Here is a 20,383-nt window from a genome sequence, read left to right as displayed (position 1 = left end):
CCTGGTCTCGCCCGGTCTCGGTCTCTACTACGGTCAGACCCGCGACGGTGGCCTGTACCACTACCTCGACCACAACCCGTACGACCTTGACGGCTCGGACCTGGAGTACTTCACGAACGACCCGGTCGACGCGAGCGGCTGGACCCGGACGGTGCTGTCGGCGCAGCCGATCGTCGGCTGAGCCGGTGGTCCCCGGCCATCCGGCCGGGGGCCACGCCGCCGTCCTCAGTGGACGGGAAGGATTCCGCGCTCGGCGAGCACGCGCAGCCAGTGACGGAAGGACGCCTCCGTATCGCGGGTTTCGGTGAAGCCCGCCTGGTGGATCTTGACGGTGCTGACGAACGCCGGAGGCGGCGCGATCTCGGCGCCGGCGGCGAAGTGGAAGTCGGCGTAGTGGTGGGATTCGCCGAGCAGGGCGGCGAGCGGGACGGGCCGCAGGCCGTAGGCGGCGACGATCCGGTCCCAGGTTCCCGCGTGCGCGCGCAGGAACTGCGCCAGCCGCCGCGGGCTGTCCGGGCCCGGTTCGACGCCCAGTTCCTCGGCCAGCGCGGGCCACAGGTCACGCCAGGCGAACACCTCGCCGTTGGTGAGGTTGAAGTGCTCGTCGCGGGCCGCGCGCGCGGTGGCCGCCCACACGGCGGCGTTCGCGACGAGGCGGACGTCGACTGCTTCGGTGACATACGGTGGCCCGCCGGGGAAGCCGAACGGAAGTCCTTCGGCCCGGCAGATCGCCGCGTAGGCACCGATCACGGGCGGCAGGTTCATGGCGACGCCGTGGGTCGGGCCGACCACCAGCTGCGGGCGCAGGATGGTCCAGCCGAAACCGCGTTCGGCGGCCAGCGCGCGCAGGTGGTCTTCCTGCAGCCAGTAGAAGTTCTCGTGCTGATCACGCGGGTGGCGTTCGCGGGCCGGGATCCGGATGGGGTGGCGGTGCACGCCGTACGCCTTGGTGCCCTGCAACAGGGTCACGTGCTCCAGACGCGCACCGGACAGGGCGCCGGTGAGGGCTTGCAGCATGCGCTCGTTGGTCCGCATCTGGTCCCGGTCGCGCCAGCCGCGGACCAGGCCCGGCTTTTCGAACACGGCGGTGTACACGAGGTGCGTCACGTCCCCGAAGCGCCTGGCCGCGTCCGCCACGGCGGCCGCGTCGGTGAGGTCGAGGGGCACGTGCGCGAAAGGGACCCCCGGTTCGGTCTCCGGCGCGCGCCGTGACACGGCGACGACGTCCCAGCCCGCCTGGGCGAACGCCGAGACGCACGCCGCGCCGACCAGCCCGCTCGCACCGGCGACGAGGACGGTCACGGCCGCTGCCCCGGCATCGTGCGGTCCGCGGCGGTGCCGGCGAGCCAGCTGCCGCTGCCGCCGGTGGGACGGAGCAGCCCTTCCTGCATCACGGTCACCACGAGTTCTCCGTTCTCGTCGTACATCCGGCCCGAGGCCAGGCCGCGCGCGCCGGCCATGACCTCGGCACCCTGCTCGTAGCGCAGCCAGCGATCGGCGCGCGGCGGGCGGTGGAACCACATCGTGTGGTCGAGACTCACGCCGTCGAACTCGCCGTCGGCGTAGACCACGCCGAGCGGCAGGAGCGCGGTTTCGAGCAGCGTCATGTCGGAGGCGTAGACCACGGCGCAGGCGTGCAGCAGCGGATCGTCCGGCAATGACCCGTCGGCGCGGACGAGGGTGGTCTGCGCGCGGCGCGGCCGGTCGCGCAAGGTCGGGTCCAGCGGTGGTGGCGGGTCGACGTAGCGCAGGTCGATCGGACGGGAAAAAGTCCACAGTGGACTGAGCCGGTAGCGCCGGTCACTGAAGCGCTCTTCCCAGCGGGGCAGGGTTTCCGGGTCGATCGCCGCCGGCGTCGGGCCGGGATGGCGCGGGCCGGGCTCGGGGACCTGGAACGACGCGGTCGCGGTGAGGACGAGGGCGTCGTCCTGCCTCAGCTCGACGCCGCGGAGGTCGAAGCTGCGGCCTTCCTTGACCGTGGTCACGTGCAGCTCGATCGGGACGCCGGTCCGGCCGGGCCGGATGAAGCGGGCGTGGAGGCTGTGCACCGGGCGGTCCGGCGCGACGGTCCGGCCCATCGCCGCGAGCGCCTGCGCCGCTACTTCACCGCCGAAGAGCCGGTGCAACGGATCGGCCCCGCCGGGGTCGCGGAACACGCCCGGCGCCACGGGTTCCAGGTCGAGCCGCTCCAGGAGGTACTGCAGCGCCGGGCTCCTCATGCCGGCCCCGTCGCGAGGAGGGTGGCGGTGGCCGAGACGACGGGTTCACCGCCGGAGCCGGTGATCAGCTGGGTGACGTCGGTGAAGCGCAGCTCCCCGGCGCGGCCCGTTTTGGTGGTGCGGCCGGTGATCCAGTGCCGGGAACGCACGGTTTCACCGGCGACGAGCGGACGGTGGTAGGCGAACGTCTGTCCACCGTGGACGACGGGTCCGCTGCTGCGGGCCCAGCGCGCCGAGTCGGCCACGGGGTCCGGGCGCGCGGAGCCCGGGCCCGATTGCTCGTCGGGATACCAGCCGAGAGCCGGCAGTGCGAAGGCGAGCGTCGGGATGCCGGGCACCCCCGCCAGCCCGGCCTGGTCGGCGGCGAAGGCGTCGTACCAGAACGGCGCCCGCGCCCCGACCGCGCCGGCGAGCCGGGTGAGGACGCCGCGCTCGACGTGCAGCCGGTGGTCGGCGACGGGCGCGTCGGCGGGAATGGCAGGCGACGGCGGTCGGGACCCGAGGTCCGCTTCGACGGTCAGGGCGACGATGTCGCCGCAGGTGACGGTGATGTCGACGCCGCCGGGACGGGCCGCCGTGGCAGCGGCACCGGAGGCCCGGGTCGCCGTTCTCGCCGAGGCGGGAGCACCGGAACTGTCGGCGGGAACCGCCGTGGAGGCAAGCGCGCCGACCTCGCCGCCACGATCCGCTGCCGCGGCGATGCCGGGGCGGCGCGTCGTCGTCGCGGCGAGGGGCGTGTCGAGGTAGACCGGGGCGCGGAAGCGGGCGCGGCAGGCGCTGAGACCGGCCGGTCCGGCGTCGTCGGCGAGGTGGGCGAGAACGCGGCCGAGCGTCAGCATGCCGTGGGCCACGATGCCGGCGAATCCGGCGTCGCGGGCTGCGGGCGCGTCGTGGTGGATGGTGTTGAAGTCCAAGGCCGCGCCGGAGTATTGGACGAGGTCGGTGAGGGTGTAGGACCAGGGTTCGGTCACGGCGTGGCCTCCGGTTCGACGTGCGCCTCGACCGGTTCCCCGTCGCCGCAGCGCAGCCGCAGGTCCGGGCCGTCGACGGTGATGGAGACCGTCGAGCCGACCGGCACCGGTGCCCGGAAGCGCAGGGTCACCGCACCCGTGCTGCCGCTCGTCTGCAGGGTGTCGCAGGCGAGCGCGAACAGCAGGGAGCCGTGCACGATCGGGACGCCGAAGCGGGTCGTCGCGGCGTAGGCGGGGTCGAGGTGGAGTGGGTTGTGGTCGTCGACGACGTCGGCCCACGCGCAGATCTGCGCGGGGCCGAGCGGGAATTCGCTCATGCGGCGCCCGCCGGCCAGTCCACCACGAACCGCACTGACGCCACCGGCTCGCCGATCGCGGAACGCAGGTCGGTCACGATCGCCAGCCGGCGGCGGCCGGAGCGTTCACCGAGCACAGTGGACGAAATTCGCGCCTGCCAGCGGCCGTCGGCCGGCACCGCGCCCTGGGTCGTCTGCGAGATCTCGCGCAGCACGCCGCCCGGTGGCATGTCCCGGCCGCGCGTGTACGCGAGCCGTCCCACCACGGAAGCGAGCCCGGCCGGGGGGTCGTCGCCGGACCACCCGGTGACCGCGCAGTAGGCCGGCAGCAGTTCGGCGCCGACGTCGAGTCCGAGCCATTCGCCGTGGGTGTCGAGATCGCCGACGCACAGCAGCGCGCTCATCGGAACCGCGCGACGGCCGCCTGCACCGTCGGCCCCGTCGCCGAGGAAGCCTGCGCCCAGGACTCGAACTCCAGCGTGGCCTCGAAACCACCCGTGGACGCGAGCCCGACGGCCTTCTTGATGTCCCGCACCAGCGCCGGATCCGCGGCCGCCCACCGGTCCGCGTAGGCGATCGCGACGGCCACCGGATCGTCGGCCAGCTCCAGCGCGAGCCCGGCTCCCACCGCCGCCTCACCGCTGAGCGCTCCCCCGTCGAGCAGCAAGGCCAACGCCCGCTGCGCCCCGAGCACGTCGACCAGGAACCACGTGCAGCCGCCACCCGGATGCAGGCCGATCCGCGAGAACGTCGCCGCGAACGACGCGCGCGGCCCGGCGATCCGGACGTCGCACGCCAGCGCGAGGTTCAGCCCGGCGCCGACGGCGGCGCCCTGCACCGCGGCGACCGTCGGGATCGCGAGGTCGCGCAGGCGCAGGAAGCTGTCGTAGACCGTGTGCAGATCGCGCCGGATGTCCGGGACCGCGCGGTCCGTCTCACCGAACACCGCGGGCAGGTCCGCGCCGGCGCAGAACGCCTTGCCCGCACCGGTGACGACGAGCGCGCGGGCGTCGGCGTCGGCGGCCACGGTGGCGATCGCGTCGGTGAGGTCCTGGCACATCTGCCCGTCGAGGCAGTTGCGCCGGTCGGGGTCGGCGAGCGTGAGCGTCCAGCGCCCGTCCTTGTTCTCGAGGTCGACCTTGCTCGTCATCGGTCCTCCGCTTCGGAAAGGTCCTCGGTCACCCAGTCCCACACCGCGTCCGGGCCGAGCCGGGTGAGCCGCTCGCCGAGCAGGCGCGCCCAGTACCGCTCGCCGCCGAACTCGTCGCGCCACGACCAGAGCCGGCGGGTGGCGAGGTGCAGCGGGTGCTCCCGGGTCACGCCCATGGCGCCGTGCAGCTGGTGCGCGCCGCGGGCGACCTCGGTGGCCGCGGCCGCTGTGATCACCACGGCCGCCGCCACCCGGTCGAGGTCGCCGCTCGCCGCGACGGCCGAGGCGACCGCAGTGCGCGCGAGCGTCAGCTGCGACTCCATCCGCGCGAGCGTCGCGCCGACGGCCTGGAACTTGATGAGCGGCCGGCCGAACTGCTCGCGAACCGTCACGTGCGCCACGGTGTGGGCGACCGCCGTTTCCAGCGCTCCCACCGTCGCCGCGGCCTGCAGCAGCGCGCCGGTCGCGGCGAGCGACTCCGGCACCTCGCCGATCCGCTCGACCGCGGCGTTGTCGAACCGAACGGAATCACGCGGCTCGCCGGCGAGGTTCGCGCCCGGTACGACGGTCACCCCGGGTGCGCCGGCCGCGACGACGACCAGCACCTGTTTCCCGTCCGCGTCGCGGGCCGGCGCGACGAACCGCTCGGCCGCGCGGGCCCAATGCACCCGGCTCGCGGTGCCCGACAGCTCGGTGCCGGCCAGCTTCAGGCCGTCGCCGGAAGGGGGCAGCACGACGGCCGCGGGGCCTGCCGGCACCGTGTGGCCGGCCGTCGCGAGCACCAGGCCGGCCCACGCCGTTTCCAGCAGCGGCAGCGCGACCGTGTGCCGGCCGGCCGCCTCGACGAACTCGGCCAGCTCCGCCAGGCCGCCGCCGGACCCGCCGAGTTCTTCCGGCGTCCCGACACCGGGCCAGCCGAGGTCGCTGACGGTGGCCCACACCGGTGGCAGGCTGCCGTCGGGGTCACCACCGTGGCCGCTCAGCACGTCGTCGGCGACGGCGCGCAGTCCCGACTGGTCGGCCGGGCGGCCCGCAGCAGCGGCTGAGCGGGCGATGATCGTGCGCAGCACTTCCGTGGTGCCGCCGCGGATCGTGAACCCGGGTGCGGCGAGCACGCCCTGCGCGAGCAGACCCGCTTCACCCTCGGCGAAGGGGTCCGGTTCGACTTCGAGGACCGCGCGGGCCAGTTCGTTGACGTCGCCCTCGAAGAGGGTGCCGAGATCCTTCAGCACCGCCGCCTGCTGCACGGGCGCGGCGCCGCCGTCGATGGCGATCGCCACCCACCACGCGAGCTGCCGCAACGTCGCCAACCGGGCGAGTGCTTCGCCGATGCGCACCGCCGCGTCCGGGGCCGGCGTCGTGGTGTGGGCGACGACGGCGGCGAGCAGCGGGTAGGTGCTCAGCACGCGTTCCATGCCGCCGCGCTCGAACGCGAGCTGCTCCGTGACCTGCTGCCACCCGTTCCCGGGCTCGCCGAGCACGTGGTCGGCGGGCACGAAGACGTCGTCGAACACGACCTCGTTGAAGTGGTGGTCGCCGCGCAGGTCGAAGATCGGCCGGATGTCCACGCCCGCGGACGAGAGGTCGACGATGAACTCGCTGAGCCCTTCGTGCTTCGAACCGCTCGCATCGGTGCGCGCGAGCACGTACGCGTGAGTCGCGCGATGGGCGTGGCTGGTCCAGATCTTGCGGCCGCGCACCCGCCAGCCGCCGAGCACCGGCCCGGCCACGGTGTGCACGGACGCGAGGTCCGAGCCGGACTCGGTCTCGCTCATGCCCAGGCAGAACGACACGTCACCGCGGATGATCAGCGGCAGGTAGGTCTTCTGCAGCTCAGGCGAGCCGTAACGGAGGATGGCCGGGCCGATCTGCCGGTCGCCCATCCAGTGCGCGGCCACGGGCGCGCCGGCGCGCAGCAGCTCTTCGGTCACCACCAGCCGCGCGAGGTTCGACCGGTCGCCACCGCCGAACTCGGCCGGCCACGTCATGCCGACCCAGCCGCGCGCGGCCAGCTCCCGGCTGAACTCCGGGTCGTGCCCGCGCAGCCAGGCGTCGCACTTCGGGACGAACCGACCCTGTTCCTGCCATTCCCGGGCAAACGCGCGGACCTGCGCCCGCAGTGTCGTCAAATCCGTCGTCAGGTCTTCGGTCAACGCAGCACCTCCAGTTCAGCGTGGGCCCGGCGAGCCACCGCGTACCCACGCCCAGCAGCTTCGGCCAGAACTCCCGCTGCCGCACGGCGTTCCTCCGGCGAGACTTCGGTACCCGGTTCCGGCGAGGAGACGTCGACGCCCAGTCCTCGCAGGTGGGTGACGAAGTCGTCGGCGCCGGGCACCTGCGCGGCCAGCTCCTCGAGCCGCGGCTGCGCGCCGAGCCGGACGCTGCCCCAGCGCGCGTGCATCCGGACCAGCGAGTGCGGCCCGGGCGCGGCGGTCACGTGCTCGACCCGGTCCTGGATCCGGCGCAGGTCGCTGCCGCCGTGCAGCCACACGAGCTCCCGGGCCGCCGCGGCGACGTCCGGCGCCCCGCCGCCGCCCGGCAGCCGCACGGACGGCTTCTCCCGCGGACCGAGCAACGAGGAGTTGACGCGGCCGAGGACGTCGATGTTGCTCGCGTCCAGCACGACCCGGTCGAACCGGCGGGCCATCCCCAGCAGCACGTCCGACGTGGTGGCCCGCCAGCCCAGCGCGTTGGCATAAGCCGGGTAGTCGGTGGTGCTCGTCGGTACCGCCGTCCCGGCCTCCCAGCACCCGGCACCGGCTTCGAAGACCTGGACGAAGGATTCGCCGTCGAGCGCGTGGGCGAGCTGACCGGCCAGCACCGGCCAGTGGAAGCCGGTGAACACCCAGCCACCCCGGCGGAACTCCCGGGCGGCGCGGACGAGGAAGTCGACGGTGGGCGTGGTCACGAAACCACCTCCTCGACGACGAGAACCTCGTCCGCCAGCCACTCCTGGAACCCTTCCGGAGTCCGCGACTGCGCGGCGTAACGCTCGTACGCCTCGACGTCCCGCTCGTAGCGGCCGACCGTGCCGTCGGGCGCAACCGCGCCGGGCACTCGCGCGAACGCGTCCACGAGCAGACCCGGGATGGTCACGCCCAGCGCACGCACCTGCCCGGCGGGAACGACGTCCTCGGCGACGAGCACCACGCGCTGTGCCGCCTGCGCGGCCAGCAGCACCTCGCCCAGCGGTCCGCGGATGTGGCCGTTGCCCTCGGCGTCGACCACGTCGACGTGGATGAACGCGACGTCCGGCCGCTCGGCGCGCACCACCGTGGTGCTGCCGAACGGACTGTCCACAGTGGCCAGCAGCCCACCGGTCCAGTCCTCGTCGGTGTACCCGGTCCCGGGCAGTCCCGTGACGGGCAGGAACGGCACCCCGTGCGCGCCGGCGGTCAGCGCGCTGCTGAACAGGCCGAGGCTCAGCTCGTGCAACTCGACCGTGCCGGCGCCCGACTCGGCCAGCCGGCGGAAGTTCCAGGCCGGGGCCGGGCCGACGGGGCTCCAGCAATGCCCGAACGTCGCCGAGCGCAGCACACCCGCGCCGAGGAGCTGGTCGAGCAGCAAGCCACCCGAGCCGATCACCGCGTCGAGGTCGCGTAGCCCTTGGCGGATCAGCTCGTGGCCGACGCTGAACAGCTGCGCGCCGAAGTTGCCGAGATACACGCGCGTGCCCGGACGGACGTGGGTCCGCACGGCCTCGGCCAATGAGGTCGGTTCCGTCACCGGTACGCCTCCGGCAGCATGTGCAGGCCCGCCCCGAGGTGCGCGCCGCCGTCGATCTGCAGCAGCTGGCCGGTCATCAACGCACCGGCGGGGCTGGCGAGGAACGCGACGAGCTCCGCGACGTCGGCCGTCGGCGTCGGCTGCTGCATGGGCGTGGCCTTGTGCACGAGGTTGCCCAGCACGTGCTCGCTGGCCTCGTCGTTCAACGCGTGGGTCAGGACGGTGCCCGGGCCGACGCAGTTGATGCGGATGCCGTCGGTGGCCCACTCCAGCGCGAGGGTGCGGGTCAGGCCGAGCACGCCCGCGCGGGCGGCGATCGAATGCGCCATGCCCATCCCGCCACGCTCCACACCGGACAGTGAGAGGTTCACGACGCTGCCCCGCGTGCGCGCCAGATACGGGTGCGCCGCCTTGGTCAGGTGGAAGATGCTCGTGAGGTTGAGGTCCAGCACGGAGTTCCACCCGTTGACCGAGATGTCCAGCGCCTTGGCGAAGAACTGGCCGCCGGCGTTGTTCACCAGCAGGCCGAGCCCGCGGCTCTCGCCGACCTCGACGAGCGCCGCCGCGGCGGCTTCCGTGTCGCGGACGTCGCACACGCGGTGGTCGTAGCCGCCCGGGCCGTCGAGCAGATCGCCGGTCTCCTTGAGCGAGTCCTCGTGGCGCCCGAGCCCGGTGACGTGGGCGCCGAGCTGCACGAGCCGCTGCGTGACGGCCCGGCCGATCCCGCTGCCGGCCCCGGTGACCAGCGCGGACAGGCCGTCGAGCGTGCCGCTCGCCAGGACCCGGGGTTCGGTGGTGGCTGCTGTCATCGCGCTGTCTCCTTGGGATTCGCGGTGGCGTGCTCGGGACGCGCGGGGGCGGGCCGGCGGCGCGGCCGGTGCCCGGAGAACGAGACGGGGTACTGCGGCACGGCCTCACCGCCGGCTTCGCGGGCGACGACCGCGCCCGGCCGCTCGGCCGTGGTCGCGGTCAGCGCCCCGACGGGGTCGCGCACGGGCCCGGCCGGGATGCCGAGCTCCTGCATCCGTTCGCAGACCTCGGCGACGGTGTGCCGAAGGGTCCAGTCTTCGACGGCGGCGTCGAACCGGGCGCGGTCGGCCAGCCGCTGCCGCGCGGTGGCGTCCGGGCCGGCCGCTGTGCCGAGAAGCGGCCGCAGCAGCGCCCAGTGTTTGTCCAGCCCGGCGTAGACGTAGCAGAAGCCGTCGCGGCAGGAGTACACATTCGACGGTGCCGTGGCGGCGTCGCGGTTGCCCTGCCCCGCGGTGAAAGCGGCGTCGTCGGCGGCGAGCAGCGATGCCGGGCCGGCGAGCGAGGCCATCGCGACCTCGATCATCGGCACATCGATCTCCAGCGCCGGTGCGCGTTGCGGGTCGAGGAGGGCCATCGCGGTCGCCGTGGCGGCGTGCAGGCCGCTGAACACGTCGGTCGGGTAGCCGGCCGCGATGCTCGGGCGGCCGTCCTCATCGGCGTTCAGCACGGCGAACCCGCTCACCGCCTGGGCGATCGAGTCGAAGCACGTGCGCGGGTCGTCGGCGCCGTAGGCACTGACCACGGTCACGACGAGACCGGGGTGCTGCGCGTGCAGCGACGCGGCGTCGAGCCGCAGCCGTTCCCGGGTGCGGCGGCCGAAGTTGAGCACCACGGCGTCGGCACCGGCGAGCAGTTCGTCGAGGCGAAGCCGGTCCGCCGGGTCGCGCAGGTCGAGCGCGACGGACGACTTCCCCGTGTTGTAGGCGCGGAAGTAGCTGCTGCCGAAGCGGCTGCCCGCCAGCTCCCGCGACGGGTCGCCGCCGGGTGGCTCGACCTTGACGACGTCGGCGCCGTAGTCGGCGAGCACCTGCCCGCACACCGCGCCGGCGATGTACTGGCTCAGGTCGATCACCCGACGGCCACGCAAGGGCTGCGGCGTACTCACCGCCGCGCTCCCGCCGCCTGCCGCCGCAGCAACTGCGCCGGCCGGTAGCGCGGATCGCCCGTGAGGTCGGCCATCGACCGCAGCGCCTCGTACACCGCGGGCGCGCCGGCGAGCTGCAGTGTCTCGAACGGGCCGCGCGGGTGGTTCATGCCGAGGGTCAGGGCCACGTCGACGTCTCCGGCCGACGCGGTTCCTTCCTCGACCAGCCCGGCCGCCTCGTTGACCATGGAGCAGGCCAGCCGGTCGACCACGAGCCCCGGCAGGGCCGGGACTTCGACCGAGGCCGCGCCGACGGCGTCCACAACGGCGGTGACCGCCGGGGTCGGCGCCACCTTCGCGACGTCGTCGCGCACCACCTCGGCGAACACGTCACCGGCGGGTGCGCGGTGCAGGCGCAGCCAGCCGACGCCGGCGGGCAGCACGTCGAGCCAGTGTCCGTCGGAGCTGTCCACCACCACCTCGCCCGCCGCGGCCAGCTCCCGCACGGCGGCGACGTCGCCCTCACCCGGCCGGCTGTGGCAGTGGTACACCGTGATCGTCCGGGAGCCCGCCGTCGCCGGCAGGCCGCCGGCGTCCGGGCCCGCGCTGACGAGCCGCACGTCCGCACCCTCGGAGCCGGCCTCGCGCCGCAGGTGAGCGATCGCGGCCCGCGGTTTTTCCGTTGCGTAGTCGTAGAAGCCGCGGCCGGCCGCTCGGCCGGTGAAGCCGCTGCGCACCAAGGACCGGGCCAGCGGGATCGGCCGGTAGCGGGGGTCGCCGAACTCGCGCAGCGCCGTCTCGGACGAGCCGAGGTGCGTGTGCAGGCCGGTGAAGTCCAGCAGCGTCAACGGTCCCATCGGGTGGCCGAGACCTCCGGACGCGGCGGCGTCCACCACACCCGCCGGCACGCCTTGCGTGACGAGCAGCTGCGCTTCGTAGTACAGGGGCCGGCACACGCGGTTGACGATGAAGTTCGGCGAGTCCCGGCACACCACCGCGGTCTTGCCGAGCGCTTCGGCCAGCCCGCGGGCCTGCTCGGCCACGGCCTCGCTCGTCCCGCCGCCCACGATCACCTCGACGAGCCGCATCTTGGTGGCGGGGTTGAAGAAGTGCATGCCGACGACCCGAGCCGGGTCACCGAACGCCTTGCCCATCTCCCCCACGGACAGCGAGGACGTGTTCGACGCGACCAGCAGGTCGGCGCGCCCGAGCGTGGCGACTTCGGCGAGCAGCACCCGCTTCACGCCCATGTCCTCCACGACCGCCTCGAGGAACACGTCCGCGTCCGGCACCGCCTCGGCGAGCGTGGCGCCCGAGATCGACGACACGGTTTCGCCCGCGGACTCGGCTTCGGCCCGGATCTTCGCCAGCCCTGCCTCGGTCAGCTCCGGCGAGACGTCGACCACGCGCACGTCCGCCCCGGCGCGGTCGAAGACGCGGCTGATGTCGCGGCCCATCGGCCCGAGGCCCGCGACGACGACCTTCAGCCCGGCGAGATCACTCACGCCGCCACCGCCTCGATCACCGCGGCGACGCCCATCCCGCCACCGACGCACAGGCTGGCCACGCCGAGCCGCGCGCCGCGGCGCTCCAGCTCGGACAGCAGCGTCACCACGAGCCGCAGCCCGCTCTGCCCGGTCGGGTGGCCCAGCGCGATGCCACCGCCGTTGACGTTCACCCGGTCCTCGTCGAGCTTGAGCTCGCGGACGTTCTGCACGATCTGCGCGGCGAAAGCCTCGTTGATCTCGAACAGGTCGATGTCGCTTGTGGACAGTCCGGCCGAGGCGAGCGCCGCCGGGATCGCCGCCGTGGGGCCGACGCCCATCATGCTCGGGTCGACCCCGACGGCCGCGAAGGACAGGATCCGCGCCCGCGGCTTCAGGCCGTGCCGTTCGACTGCGTCGCCACTGGCCACGACGATGCCGGCGGCGCCGTCGGCCATCTGGCTGGAGTTGCCGGCGGTCACCGTGCCGTCCTGCTCGAAAGAAGCGCGCAGTTTCGCGAGCCGCTCGAGGCTGGTGTCGCGCCGGTAGGTCTCGTCCGTGGCGAGCGAACCGTTCTCGCTCTCGACCGCCACGACCTGACCTTCGAACCGGCCCTCGTCCCACGCCCGCATCACACGTTCGTGGCTGCGGGCCGACCATTCGTCCTGCGCGGCCCGCGAGATCCCGAACTCGCGCGACACCTTTTCCGCCGTCTGCCCCATGTTCATGCCGCAGATCGGGTCGGTGCCGCCGTCGCGCCAGCCGTCGGCGAGCGTGATGTCGCCGCGGCGAGTGCCCTCCCAGCGCAGCGTGTACGGCGCGATGAACGGCATCGTGCTCATGCTCTCGACCGCGATCGCGAGCGCCACGTCGGCGCTGCCCCCGAGCACCGACTGGTGGGCCAGCTGCATGGTCTTCAGGCCCGAAGCGCACGCCATGTTGATGGTCTGCGCCGGCACCCGCTGCGCCACCCCGGCGCGCAGCGCGACCTGGCGGCCCGGATTGGGACCGTTGCCCGCCTGCCGGCAGTTGCTCACCACCGCTTCGTCGACGGCGTCGGCCGGCACCCCGGCCCGCTCCAGCGCCGCCGCGCCCGCGATACCGCCGAGCTCGACCGTGCGCACGTCGCGCAACGCACCGCCGTAGCGCCCGTTCGGTGTGCGGACGCCCCCCACCAGAAACACTTCCCTGCTCATCTTCCGCCTCTCGTCGCGTGGGTCCGGAAAAGTCGGGTTCGTCAGCCGGCGCGCACCACCCGCTTGGTCTTGTGCGTGCTGCGCGGCAAGGTGCCTTCGGGCACCGGCTCGGCGACGCAGCGCACGGTCAGCTCCGCACGCACCGCCGCGGCGAGCCGGGAGCCGAAGTCCTCGGGCACGCCCTGCTCGACCTCGACCCGCAGCTTGATGCCGGTCAGGTACCCGGTGGCGGGGTCGGTGACGTCCTCGTCGAGCACGATCAGGTACTCCCCCGTGGTGCCCGCGGTCCGCCGCACCACCTGCTCGACGGCACTCGGGAAGAGGTTCACGCCGCGTACCACGAGCATGTCGTCGGCCCGGCCGACCACTCCGCCGGCCAGCCGCCCGTGGGTGCGCCCGCAGCCGCAGCGCGCGTTGTCGCGCACCACGATGTCGCCCGTCCACCACCGCACCAGCGGCGTGGCCTGCTTGTCGAGGTGCGTGAGCACGAGCGCGCCGGGCGTGCCGTCCGGCACCGGCTCGTGCGTCTCGGGGTCCACGATCTCCGCGTACGCGAAGTCCTCGACGAGATGCCCGCCCGCCTGTTCCTCGCACTCCCACGCGATCGGCTGGAACTCGAGGCTGCCGTAGCCGTCGAAGCACTTGGCGCCCCACCTGCGTTCGATGTGCGCACGGGTCGCGGGCACGCAGGCGCCGGGCTCGCCACCGACCTGGATGCGGCTCACGGCCGAGCCCGTCAGCGGTGTGCCCTTTGCCTCCGCGGCCTCCGCCAGGTGCAGGATGAACGACGGTGTGCCGCTGATCGCCGTGGTGCCGTAGCGAAACATCGTCTCGATCTGCCGCTCGGTCTCGCTCGACCCGCCAGGCAGCACCGTCGCCCCGAGCCGCTCGTAGCCTGCCGTCGCGCCCAGACCGCCGACGAACCACGCGTAGCCGAACAGGCACTGGTACACGTCGTGGTCGCGCACGCCCTGCGCGTACCCGGTGCGCGCGTAGAGGTCGGCCCACCTCGTGAGGTCCGCCGCCGACCAGCACACCGGGGTCGGCCTGCCGGTGGTGCCGGAGGAGAAGTGCACCCGGCGCACGTCGCGCGGATCGGCCGTCACGTTGGTGCCCCACGGCGCCGCGGAGTCGAGGTCGGCGACGTAGTCCGCCTTCGTGACCACCGGCAACCGCCGCAGGTCCTCGAGCGTGCGCACGTCGCCCGGTTCGAACCCGAGCTCGCGCCACTTCGCGCGGTAGAAGTCGCTGTGCGCCCCCACGTACTCGAGCTGCTTGCGCAGCGCGGCCAGCTGCAGTTCGCGGAGCTGCTCCAGGGGCGAGGTCTCGACCTCGCTCCAGTAGCGGTCGGAGTACGGGCGGACGGTGGTCGGAGAAGTCATGTTCTGCTCCTGCGCAGGCCGTTGACGATGAAGTCGGCGTACTCGTTGGCCACCCGCTGCACGGATGCGTAGTCCCCGCGCTCGGGGTCGTACCAGAGGCTGATCCAGTTGAGGGCACCCAGCGCCGGCTTCGTGGCCAGCCGGGGATCGACGTCGCGGAACAGGCCTTCGCGCTTGCCCTCGTCGATCACGTCGGCGAACATCTGCTCGTACTCGTCCCGCAGGGCGATCACCTTCTGGTACGCCTCGCGGTGAGCCTGGTTCTCCTGCAGGCGGTGCATCTCCACCGCCTGCACGGCCACCCGCTGGAACGAGTTGCGGGTCATCATCAGCCCGGCGTGGTGGTGCACCATGCGCCACAGCCGGTCGGCGCTCGAGATGTCCGTGGTCGCCGCGATGGGCGCCACCCCGGCGATCATCTCCTCCATGCCGGTCTGGACCACGTCGAGGAAGATGTCCGCTTTGGTGCGGTAGTAGTGGTAGACGCGGCCCTTGGTCGCGCCGAGCAGCTCGGCGATGCCGTCGATCGTGGTCGCCTCGTACCCGGTCCGGGTGAAGGCGAGCGCCGCGGCCTCGAGGATCTCCCGGGGCCCCGGCCCGGTCCCGGATCGGGACGTCCTGCCGGTCATGCGGCGGCCCCGGCGGGCACGAAGGCCAGCGGGCGGATCGGTGATCCGGTGCCACCGCGGATGGACAAGGGCGAGGCGGTGAAGAAGAAGTCCCAGACCTCGTCTTCGGCGATTGTCGAAAGGTTCATGGCCTCCATGATCGGCACCCCGTGGTCGAGGAGCAGATGGCAGTGCACCTGAAGCGTCGGATTCGGCATCCGCTCGTAGGCCACGGTGTCGCAGCCACTGGCCACGACGCCGTGGTCGGTGAGCCACTGCGCACCCGAGAGCACCACGCCGGGAGCGCCGGTGCTGGTGCCGAGGAAGGCCGCGTTGTCCTCCCACAGACCGTCCCAACCGGTGCGCACGAGCACGACCGAACCCGGCTGTGGCACCGGCTTGTCGGCGAACCACCGCTCGAACAGGTCCGCGTCCACGCCGTCCTCGGGCGTGAGCGGCCGCCCGAGCGCACGCGTGGCGTCGACCAGGTGACCGCGGCCGGCCATCGGCGCGAGCTCGTGCACGGAGACTTCGAGCATGCCCTCGGGGTAGGTCTGGTTGGAGACGATGTCGACGCCGCCGTAGACCTTGCCGAGCTTCGAGACGTGCGCCAGCCCGTCGACGTGCGTGCCGACGTGCCCGCCGGTGGTGATCATCTCGGCCGCCGCGGAGACGTCGTCCGGGTACATCACCTCGCCGTGGCGCTTGGTCAGCGAGAAGCTGTACGGCGGGTGGTTCGGGTGGTGCGGCACCCCGGTGTAGAGCTGCTGCGCCAGGTCGTAGACCTTGAACCGGCCCGCCGGCGGGAAGTCGACCCGCTGTTCCCAGGAAGCGCTCACTTCGCGGCCCCGAGTGCCCCGGCCTTGAGCGCCTCCGCCTTGATGGCACGGCCGAGCACCAGCCGCTGGATCTCCGAGGTGCCCTCGTAGATCTCGAGGATCCGCTGGTCCCGGTAGAGCCGCTCGGCCGGGCAAGGCTTGCAGTAGCCGGCGCCGCCGAAGACCTGCACGGCGGTGTCGACCGCGCGGTGGGCGGCTTCGCTCGCATCGAGCTTGGCCATCGCGCCCAGGATCGAGACGTCGCCTCCTTCCTGGTAGGTGCAGGCGGCGCGATGGGTGATCATCCGGGCCGCGGTGAGGCGGGTGGCGACGTCGGCGAGCGGGAACGAGATGCCCTGGTTGTCGATGATCGGCGTGCCGAATGTCTGCCGCCGGGCCGCTTCGCGCGACCCGACGTCGTAGCCGGCGAGGCCGACGCCGATCGACTGCGCCGCCACGGTGATACGGCCGGCGTTGAGCGTGAGCATCGCGAGCTTCATGCCCTTGTTGAGCTCGCCGAGCATCGCGTCGTCGCCGACGACCGTGTCGAGCTTCAGGTTGCTCGTCTGCGTGCCGCGGATGCCCATCTTGTCTTCAAGGTGGTCGATGACCACTCCGTCGGAGTCCTTGTCCACCATGAACGCCGTCATGCCGCGGGTTCCGGCTTCGGGGTCGGTCAGCGCGAACACGACGTAGTGCTGCGACGCGCCGCCGTTGCCGATGAAGATCTTCTCGCCGCGGATCCGCCAGCCGTCCCTCTCGCGGACGGCTGTCGTCCTGATGCGCGCGGCGTCGCTGCCCGCACCCTCCTCGGTGAGCGCGAAGCTGACCGCCTGGCCGCTCGCGAGGCCACCCAGGTAGCGGCGGCGCTGCTCGTCGGTGCCGGCCAACACCACCGGGGTGCCGCCGAGCGCGTAAGCGGTGAGGATGGCGCCGGTCGACGCGCAGGTCCGCGACACCTCTTCGATCACGGCGCAGACCACGTCGAAGCTCGCGCCCTGGCCGCCGTACTCGGTGCCGATGAAGAGGCCGGCGAGGCCGGACTCGACGAGGACCTGCACGCTCTCCCACGGGTAGCGCTGCTCGCGGTCGAGCTCCTCGGCCAGCGGCGCGAAGTGCTCCGCGGACAGCTTGCGGGCGAGTTCCCGCCACTGCTGACCTTCCGGGCTCAGCGGCGGCTCCCAGATCACGGACACGGTCGGGCTCCCATCATTCGTCGGCGGCAGCGGTGGCTGCCGGAGAGGCTTCGGCCGCCGGGTGGCGGCGGCGCACCAGCAGGCGCCCCAGCCCCGCGAAACCGTTGGGCGACACCAACAGCACGAGAGCGAGGACGCCGCCGAGGACGATCTTGTCGACATCACCGCCGAACGAGGCGAGCTGCTGCTGCGCGGTGATCAGCGCGGCCCCGATGAGCGGGCCGAGCAGCTGACGGCGGCCCGGCAGGATCACGGCGGTGAGCATGAACAGCAGGAACGACGCCGACAGCAGGTCGGGGCTGACGTAGCTGCGCTGGAACGCATACAGCCAGCCGGCGAGCGCGCTGATCGGCGCCGACACGACGAACACCAGCACGCGCGTGCGGCGCACGTCGACACCCATCGTGGTCGCCAGGCCCGGGTTCATCTGGGTCATGAGGGCGTTGGCCCCGAGCCGGGACCGGCGGAACCGCGCGATGAAGAAGATCACGAGCACGAGCAGGACGTAGGCGATCGGCCAGATGTCCACGTCGGTCCGGGCGACGTAGCTGCCGCCGATCGCCGGCAGCGTGAGCAACGGGACGCCGACGATGCCGTCGGACCCGCCGAGACCACCCACATTGGACACCACGGTGAGCCCGATGATCGCGGTCGCGTACGTCACGAGCGAGAACACGAACTCCCGCGTGCGCAACGTCGCCAGGCCCACGAGCAGGGCCAGCAGCGCCGCGATCGCCAGGGACACCAGCAGCGACGGCAGCGGCCCCCAGCCGGACTTCACCGTGAAGTACGCCGTGGCGTAGGCGCCTGCCGCCCAGAAGAGCGTGTGCCCGAGGCTCACCTCGCCGAGGTAGGACAGCACCACGTCGGCGCCGTAGGACATCATGGCGAAGATCGCCACGAGCACACACGTCGTGTAGATGCGGGTGGAGCCGCCGAGCAGGGTGGGCAGCAGGAACCCCGCCACGGCCAGCACCAGCCAGCCGGCGACGCGGGCGCTCGGACCCAGCCGCCGCGGACTTCCCGCGGCACCACCGGGGTTCGTGGTCCCCGCCGGGGCCCGCCCGGCGTGCACTGTGTTCGTCATCGGGCGGTCAACCCCTGAGGTCGGACGATCAGGACCACGAGCAGCACGGCGAAGGCCGCAGCCGTGGAGAAGGCCGGCGAGACGTAGGCGCCGAAGAACGCGGTGAACACCCCGAGCCCCAAGCCCACGAACAGGCCGCCGGTCAGGTTGCCGATGCCGGCGAGCACCACCACGAGGAACGTGATCACCAGTTGGTCGAAGCCGATCGAGGTGAGGATCGGGCTGCGCGGCGCCACCACCGCGCCGGCGAGCGCGGCGCACGCGGCGGAGAACACGAACACACCCAGGTACACCTTGGCCGCGTCGATGCCGTACAGCTGCGCCAGCTTCGGGTCTTCCGCGACACCACGCACGAGGCGCCCGATGTTGGTGCGCCCGAGCACGAACCACGTGACGCCGTAGAGCGCGAAGGCCAGGATCACGATCAGCAGGTCCTGCCCGGTGAAGCGCGCCGAGCCGATCGACATCCCCGCGTTCTGGAACGGGCTGTCGATGACCTGCGGGTTGCCGCCGAACAGCAGCGAACCGCCGCCTTCGAGCAGGTAGCCGAACGCGAGCGTCACCAGCATCAGGCTGACGATGTTCTGGTCGAGCGTGAGCCGCCGCATCAGCAGCTGCATGATCCCGCCGAGCACCGCGACCGCGACCACGGCGACCGGGATCGCCGCCAGGTAGGGCAGCCCGGCCTTCGTGATCACCAGGAAGGTGAGGAACGCGCCGATCATGTACAGCTGGCCGTGGGCGAAGTTCACCAGGCGAGCGGCGCCGAGCAGCACGGTCCAGCCGACCGCGAGCAGGGCGTAGCCGGCGCCCAGGGCGAGGCCGTTGACGAGTTGCGCGAGGATCACGACCGGCCCAGCCTTCCCAGGTAGGCGGAGACGATGCGCTCGTCGTCCCGCATCTCGGTGCACGGCCCCGTGCCGACGACCTGCCCCTGTTCCAGCAGGTACAACCGGTCCGCGACCTCAAGCGTCGCGCGCACGTTCTGTTCGACCAGTAGCACCGACAACCCGCTCGTGACGAGCTCCCGGATGTGTTCGAGCACCTCGACGACGAGCCGCGGGGCGAGCCCGACGGACGGCTCGTCGAGGATGAGCAGCCGCGGCGCCGCGCGCAGCGCCCGCCCGATGGCCACCATCTGCCGCTCGCCGCCGCTCAACGTCGAACAGCGTGCGTGCGCCCGGGCGGGCAGCTGCGGGAACACGTCGTAGACGTCCGAGACCTCGTATCGCCGGCCGGAAGCGTCGCGCGGCGGCCGGACCATCCGCAGGTTCTCCTCCACCGTCATGCGTTCGAACACGCTCTTGCCCTCGGGCACGAGCACCACACCGAGCTTGGTGCGCTTGTGCGCCGGCAGCGTGGCGATGTCGCGGCCGCCGAGGCGGATCGCGCCCGTGGCGCTCGCCTTGCCCCGCGACCACCCGGCGACGGCGTTGACCAGGGTGCTCTTGCCCGCGCCGTTGGCACCGGCCACGGCGACGAGCTCCCCGTCGGCGACGGTCAGGTCCACCCCGGCCAGTGCGGTGCTGCGCCCGTAGCGCACGCGCAGGTCGTCGACTTCCAGCAGCGCCGTCATGCCGGCCTGCCCAGGTACGCTTCGAGCACAGCGGGGTCGCGCTGCACGGCTTCCGGCTCGCCGTAGGCGATCGGCTCACCGCGGTCGATCACCAGGAGCCGGTCGACGATCTCCATCACCAGGTCCATGTGGTGCTCGATGAGCACCACGGCGAGCCCGCGGTCACGCAGCTGCAGCAGCAGTTCCGCGAGGTTGTGCATGTCCTCGCCGCCGACGCCGGCCGCCGGTTCGTCGACGAGCAGCACCCGGGCTCCCGCGCCGTAGGCGAACACGATCGACAGGCACCGCTGCAGCCCGTACGGGATGTTGTCGGGGAACATCCCGTGGTAGCGCGCCGGGATCCCGAAGTCCGTGAGCAGGTCCGCGGCCGCCTTGCGGGTGCGGGACCGCTGCTTCGCCTCGCGCCACGGCGTGAAGACGCTGCCGGCGAGCGGCACCCCGTTCTCCACCGCGAACGTGGCGGCCGCGTTGTCCAGCACGGACAGTCCACTGTAGAAGGAGTTCTGCTGGAAAGTGCGGCGCAGACCGCGCCGCGAGAGCCGGTGCGTGGGCACGGAATCGACGTTCGAGCCGTACAGCTCGACGGTGCCGGTGCGGCGCACGGTGTTGGTCACCGCCGCGAAGCTCGAGCTCTTGCCCGCGCCGTTGGGCCCGATGATGCCGAGGATCTCGCCGTCGGACACCGTCCAGGACACGTCGCTCAGCGCCCGCAGGCTGCCGTAGTGCACGCAGAGGTCCGCCACCCGCAGTGCGGGGACTTCCGAGTCCGGTGAGGGCATC

General features: G+C 72.7%; 21 protein-coding genes. All 21 read right to left on the bottom strand.

Annotation, left to right across the window (positions count from 1 at the left end):
- Positions 1–225: 225 nt before the first annotated feature.
- Genes AB0H62_RS22655 through AB0H62_RS22555 form a run of 21 tightly spaced genes read right to left on the bottom strand, consistent with a single transcriptional unit; the run spans position 226 to position 20,382 of the window.
- The gene (locus tag AB0H62_RS22655; RefSeq protein WP_360587957.1) at positions 226–1,302 is read right to left on the bottom strand and encodes an NAD-dependent epimerase/dehydratase family protein; all 1,077 of its coding nucleotides are present in this window, start codon (positions 1,300–1,302) and stop codon (positions 226–228) included.
- On the bottom strand, positions 1,299–2,219 hold the full coding sequence (locus AB0H62_RS22650) for an acyl-CoA thioesterase II (protein ID WP_220239508.1): 921 nt from the start codon (positions 2,217–2,219) through the stop codon (positions 1,299–1,301). Before AB0H62_RS22650 ends, AB0H62_RS22655 begins: the two co-directional genes overlap by 4 nt.
- Positions 2,216–3,190 (bottom strand): MaoC/PaaZ C-terminal domain-containing protein, encoded by a 975-nt coding sequence (locus tag AB0H62_RS22645; protein WP_360587955.1) that lies wholly within the window; start codon positions 3,188–3,190, stop codon positions 2,216–2,218. Before AB0H62_RS22645 ends, AB0H62_RS22650 begins: the two co-directional genes overlap by 4 nt.
- Entirely contained in the window at positions 3,187–3,507 is a 321-nt protein-coding gene (locus AB0H62_RS22640; RefSeq protein ID WP_360587953.1) for a MaoC family dehydratase, read from the bottom strand. The genes AB0H62_RS22645 and AB0H62_RS22640 overlap by 4 nt, the downstream gene beginning before the upstream one ends.
- Positions 3,504–3,890 carry a hypothetical protein gene (locus AB0H62_RS22635; RefSeq protein WP_220239506.1) on the bottom strand — a complete coding sequence of 129 codons (387 nt, stop codon included), beginning with the start codon at positions 3,888–3,890 and terminating at the stop codon, positions 3,504–3,506. Before AB0H62_RS22635 ends, AB0H62_RS22640 begins: the two co-directional genes overlap by 4 nt.
- Entirely contained in the window at positions 3,887–4,636 is a 750-nt protein-coding gene (locus tag AB0H62_RS22630; protein WP_360587951.1) for an enoyl-CoA hydratase, read from the bottom strand. Before AB0H62_RS22630 ends, AB0H62_RS22635 begins: the two co-directional genes overlap by 4 nt.
- Positions 4,633–6,789: an acyl-CoA dehydrogenase family protein gene (locus tag AB0H62_RS22625; protein ID WP_360587949.1), complete on the bottom strand. Its 2,157-nt coding sequence runs from the start codon at positions 6,787–6,789 to the stop codon at positions 4,633–4,635. Before AB0H62_RS22625 ends, AB0H62_RS22630 begins: the two co-directional genes overlap by 4 nt.
- Positions 6,786–7,544 (bottom strand): hypothetical protein, encoded by a 759-nt coding sequence (locus AB0H62_RS22620; protein WP_360587947.1) that lies wholly within the window; start codon positions 7,542–7,544, stop codon positions 6,786–6,788. The genes AB0H62_RS22625 and AB0H62_RS22620 overlap by 4 nt, the downstream gene beginning before the upstream one ends.
- On the bottom strand, positions 7,541–8,362 hold the full coding sequence (locus tag AB0H62_RS22615; protein ID WP_360587945.1) for a CoA-transferase: 822 nt from the start codon (positions 8,360–8,362) through the stop codon (positions 7,541–7,543). Before AB0H62_RS22615 ends, AB0H62_RS22620 begins: the two co-directional genes overlap by 4 nt.
- Positions 8,359–9,171, bottom strand: a complete 813-nt coding sequence (locus AB0H62_RS22610) for an SDR family NAD(P)-dependent oxidoreductase (RefSeq protein ID WP_220239501.1) — start codon at positions 9,169–9,171, stop codon at positions 8,359–8,361. The genes AB0H62_RS22615 and AB0H62_RS22610 overlap by 4 nt, the downstream gene beginning before the upstream one ends.
- Positions 9,168–10,277, bottom strand: coding sequence for a CoA transferase (locus AB0H62_RS22605; protein WP_360587943.1), 1,110 nt, complete (start codon positions 10,275–10,277; stop codon positions 9,168–9,170). The genes AB0H62_RS22610 and AB0H62_RS22605 overlap by 4 nt, the downstream gene beginning before the upstream one ends.
- On the bottom strand, positions 10,274–11,761 hold the full coding sequence (locus AB0H62_RS22600) for a 3-hydroxyacyl-CoA dehydrogenase NAD-binding domain-containing protein (RefSeq protein ID WP_360587941.1): 1,488 nt from the start codon (positions 11,759–11,761) through the stop codon (positions 10,274–10,276). The genes AB0H62_RS22605 and AB0H62_RS22600 overlap by 4 nt, the downstream gene beginning before the upstream one ends.
- On the bottom strand, positions 11,758–12,936 hold the full coding sequence (locus AB0H62_RS22595) for a thiolase family protein (protein WP_360587939.1): 1,179 nt from the start codon (positions 12,934–12,936) through the stop codon (positions 11,758–11,760). Before AB0H62_RS22595 ends, AB0H62_RS22600 begins: the two co-directional genes overlap by 4 nt.
- A 41-nt stretch (positions 12,937–12,977) precedes the next feature.
- A complete protein-coding gene (locus AB0H62_RS22590; RefSeq protein WP_360587937.1) occupies positions 12,978–14,318 on the bottom strand; it encodes an AMP-binding protein in 1,341 nt (446 codons plus the stop codon).
- Complete coding sequence (locus AB0H62_RS22585) at positions 14,315–14,947, bottom strand: TetR/AcrR family transcriptional regulator (protein ID WP_220239496.1); 633 nt, start codon at positions 14,945–14,947, stop codon at positions 14,315–14,317. The genes AB0H62_RS22590 and AB0H62_RS22585 overlap by 4 nt, the downstream gene beginning before the upstream one ends.
- Positions 14,944–15,765: a cyclase family protein gene (locus tag AB0H62_RS22580; RefSeq protein WP_220239495.1), complete on the bottom strand. Its 822-nt coding sequence runs from the start codon at positions 15,763–15,765 to the stop codon at positions 14,944–14,946. The genes AB0H62_RS22585 and AB0H62_RS22580 overlap by 4 nt, the downstream gene beginning before the upstream one ends.
- Entirely contained in the window at positions 15,762–16,940 is a 1,179-nt protein-coding gene (locus AB0H62_RS22575; protein WP_220239494.1) for an acyl-CoA dehydrogenase family protein, read from the bottom strand. The genes AB0H62_RS22580 and AB0H62_RS22575 overlap by 4 nt, the downstream gene beginning before the upstream one ends.
- A 13-nt stretch (positions 16,941–16,953) precedes the next feature.
- Positions 16,954–18,027: a branched-chain amino acid ABC transporter permease gene (locus AB0H62_RS22570; protein ID WP_360587934.1), complete on the bottom strand. Its 1,074-nt coding sequence runs from the start codon at positions 18,025–18,027 to the stop codon at positions 16,954–16,956.
- Positions 18,024–18,875 (bottom strand): branched-chain amino acid ABC transporter permease, encoded by an 852-nt coding sequence (locus AB0H62_RS22565; RefSeq protein ID WP_220239492.1) that lies wholly within the window; start codon positions 18,873–18,875, stop codon positions 18,024–18,026. The genes AB0H62_RS22570 and AB0H62_RS22565 overlap by 4 nt, the downstream gene beginning before the upstream one ends.
- Positions 18,872–19,603 carry an ABC transporter ATP-binding protein gene (locus AB0H62_RS22560; protein ID WP_220239491.1) on the bottom strand — a complete coding sequence of 244 codons (732 nt, stop codon included), beginning with the start codon at positions 19,601–19,603 and terminating at the stop codon, positions 18,872–18,874. The genes AB0H62_RS22565 and AB0H62_RS22560 overlap by 4 nt, the downstream gene beginning before the upstream one ends.
- Positions 19,600–20,382, bottom strand: a complete 783-nt coding sequence (locus tag AB0H62_RS22555; RefSeq protein ID WP_360587931.1) for an ATP-binding cassette domain-containing protein — start codon at positions 20,380–20,382, stop codon at positions 19,600–19,602. The genes AB0H62_RS22560 and AB0H62_RS22555 overlap by 4 nt, the downstream gene beginning before the upstream one ends.
- Between the last annotated feature and the right edge of the window lies 1 nt (position 20,383).

The organism is Amycolatopsis sp. NPDC050768, assembly GCF_040654155.1.
Lineage (GTDB): Bacteria > Actinomycetota > Actinomycetes > Mycobacteriales > Pseudonocardiaceae > Amycolatopsis.
The sequence above is the reverse complement of the archived record's forward strand: the minus strand, read 5'-3'. Positions and strand labels throughout refer to the sequence as shown.

What these genes read in the sequence shown, in the direction of transcription:
- AB0H62_RS22650 (WP_220239508.1), bottom strand. Translation starts at nt 2,219, where the DNA reads ATGAGGAGCCCGGCGCTGCAGTACCTCCTGGAGCGGCTCGACCTGGAA.
- AB0H62_RS22640 (WP_360587953.1), bottom strand. Translation starts at nt 3,507, where the DNA reads ATGAGCGAATTCCCGCTCGGCCCCGCGCAGATCTGCGCGTGGGCCGAC.
- AB0H62_RS22635 (WP_220239506.1), bottom strand. Translation starts at nt 3,890, where the DNA reads ATGAGCGCGCTGCTGTGCGTCGGCGATCTCGACACCCACGGCGAATGG.
- AB0H62_RS22630 (WP_360587951.1), bottom strand. Translation starts at nt 4,636, where the DNA reads ATGACGAGCAAGGTCGACCTCGAGAACAAGGACGGGCGCTGGACGCTC.
- AB0H62_RS22610 (WP_220239501.1), bottom strand. Translation starts at nt 9,171, where the DNA reads ATGACAGCAGCCACCACCGAACCCCGGGTCCTGGCGAGCGGCACGCTC.
- AB0H62_RS22595 (WP_360587939.1), bottom strand. Translation starts at nt 12,936, where the DNA reads ATGAGCAGGGAAGTGTTTCTGGTGGGGGGCGTCCGCACACCGAACGGG.
- AB0H62_RS22590 (WP_360587937.1), bottom strand. Translation starts at nt 14,318, where the DNA reads ATGACTTCTCCGACCACCGTCCGCCCGTACTCCGACCGCTACTGGAGC.
- AB0H62_RS22585 (WP_220239496.1), bottom strand. Translation starts at nt 14,947, where the DNA reads ATGACCGGCAGGACGTCCCGATCCGGGACCGGGCCGGGGCCCCGGGAG.
- AB0H62_RS22570 (WP_360587934.1), bottom strand. Translation starts at nt 18,027, where the DNA reads ATGACGAACACAGTGCACGCCGGGCGGGCCCCGGCGGGGACCACGAAC.
- AB0H62_RS22560 (WP_220239491.1), bottom strand. Translation starts at nt 19,603, where the DNA reads ATGACGGCGCTGCTGGAAGTCGACGACCTGCGCGTGCGCTACGGGCGC.
- AB0H62_RS22555 (WP_360587931.1), bottom strand. Translation starts at nt 20,382, where the DNA reads ATGCCCTCACCGGACTCGGAAGTCCCCGCACTGCGGGTGGCGGACCTC.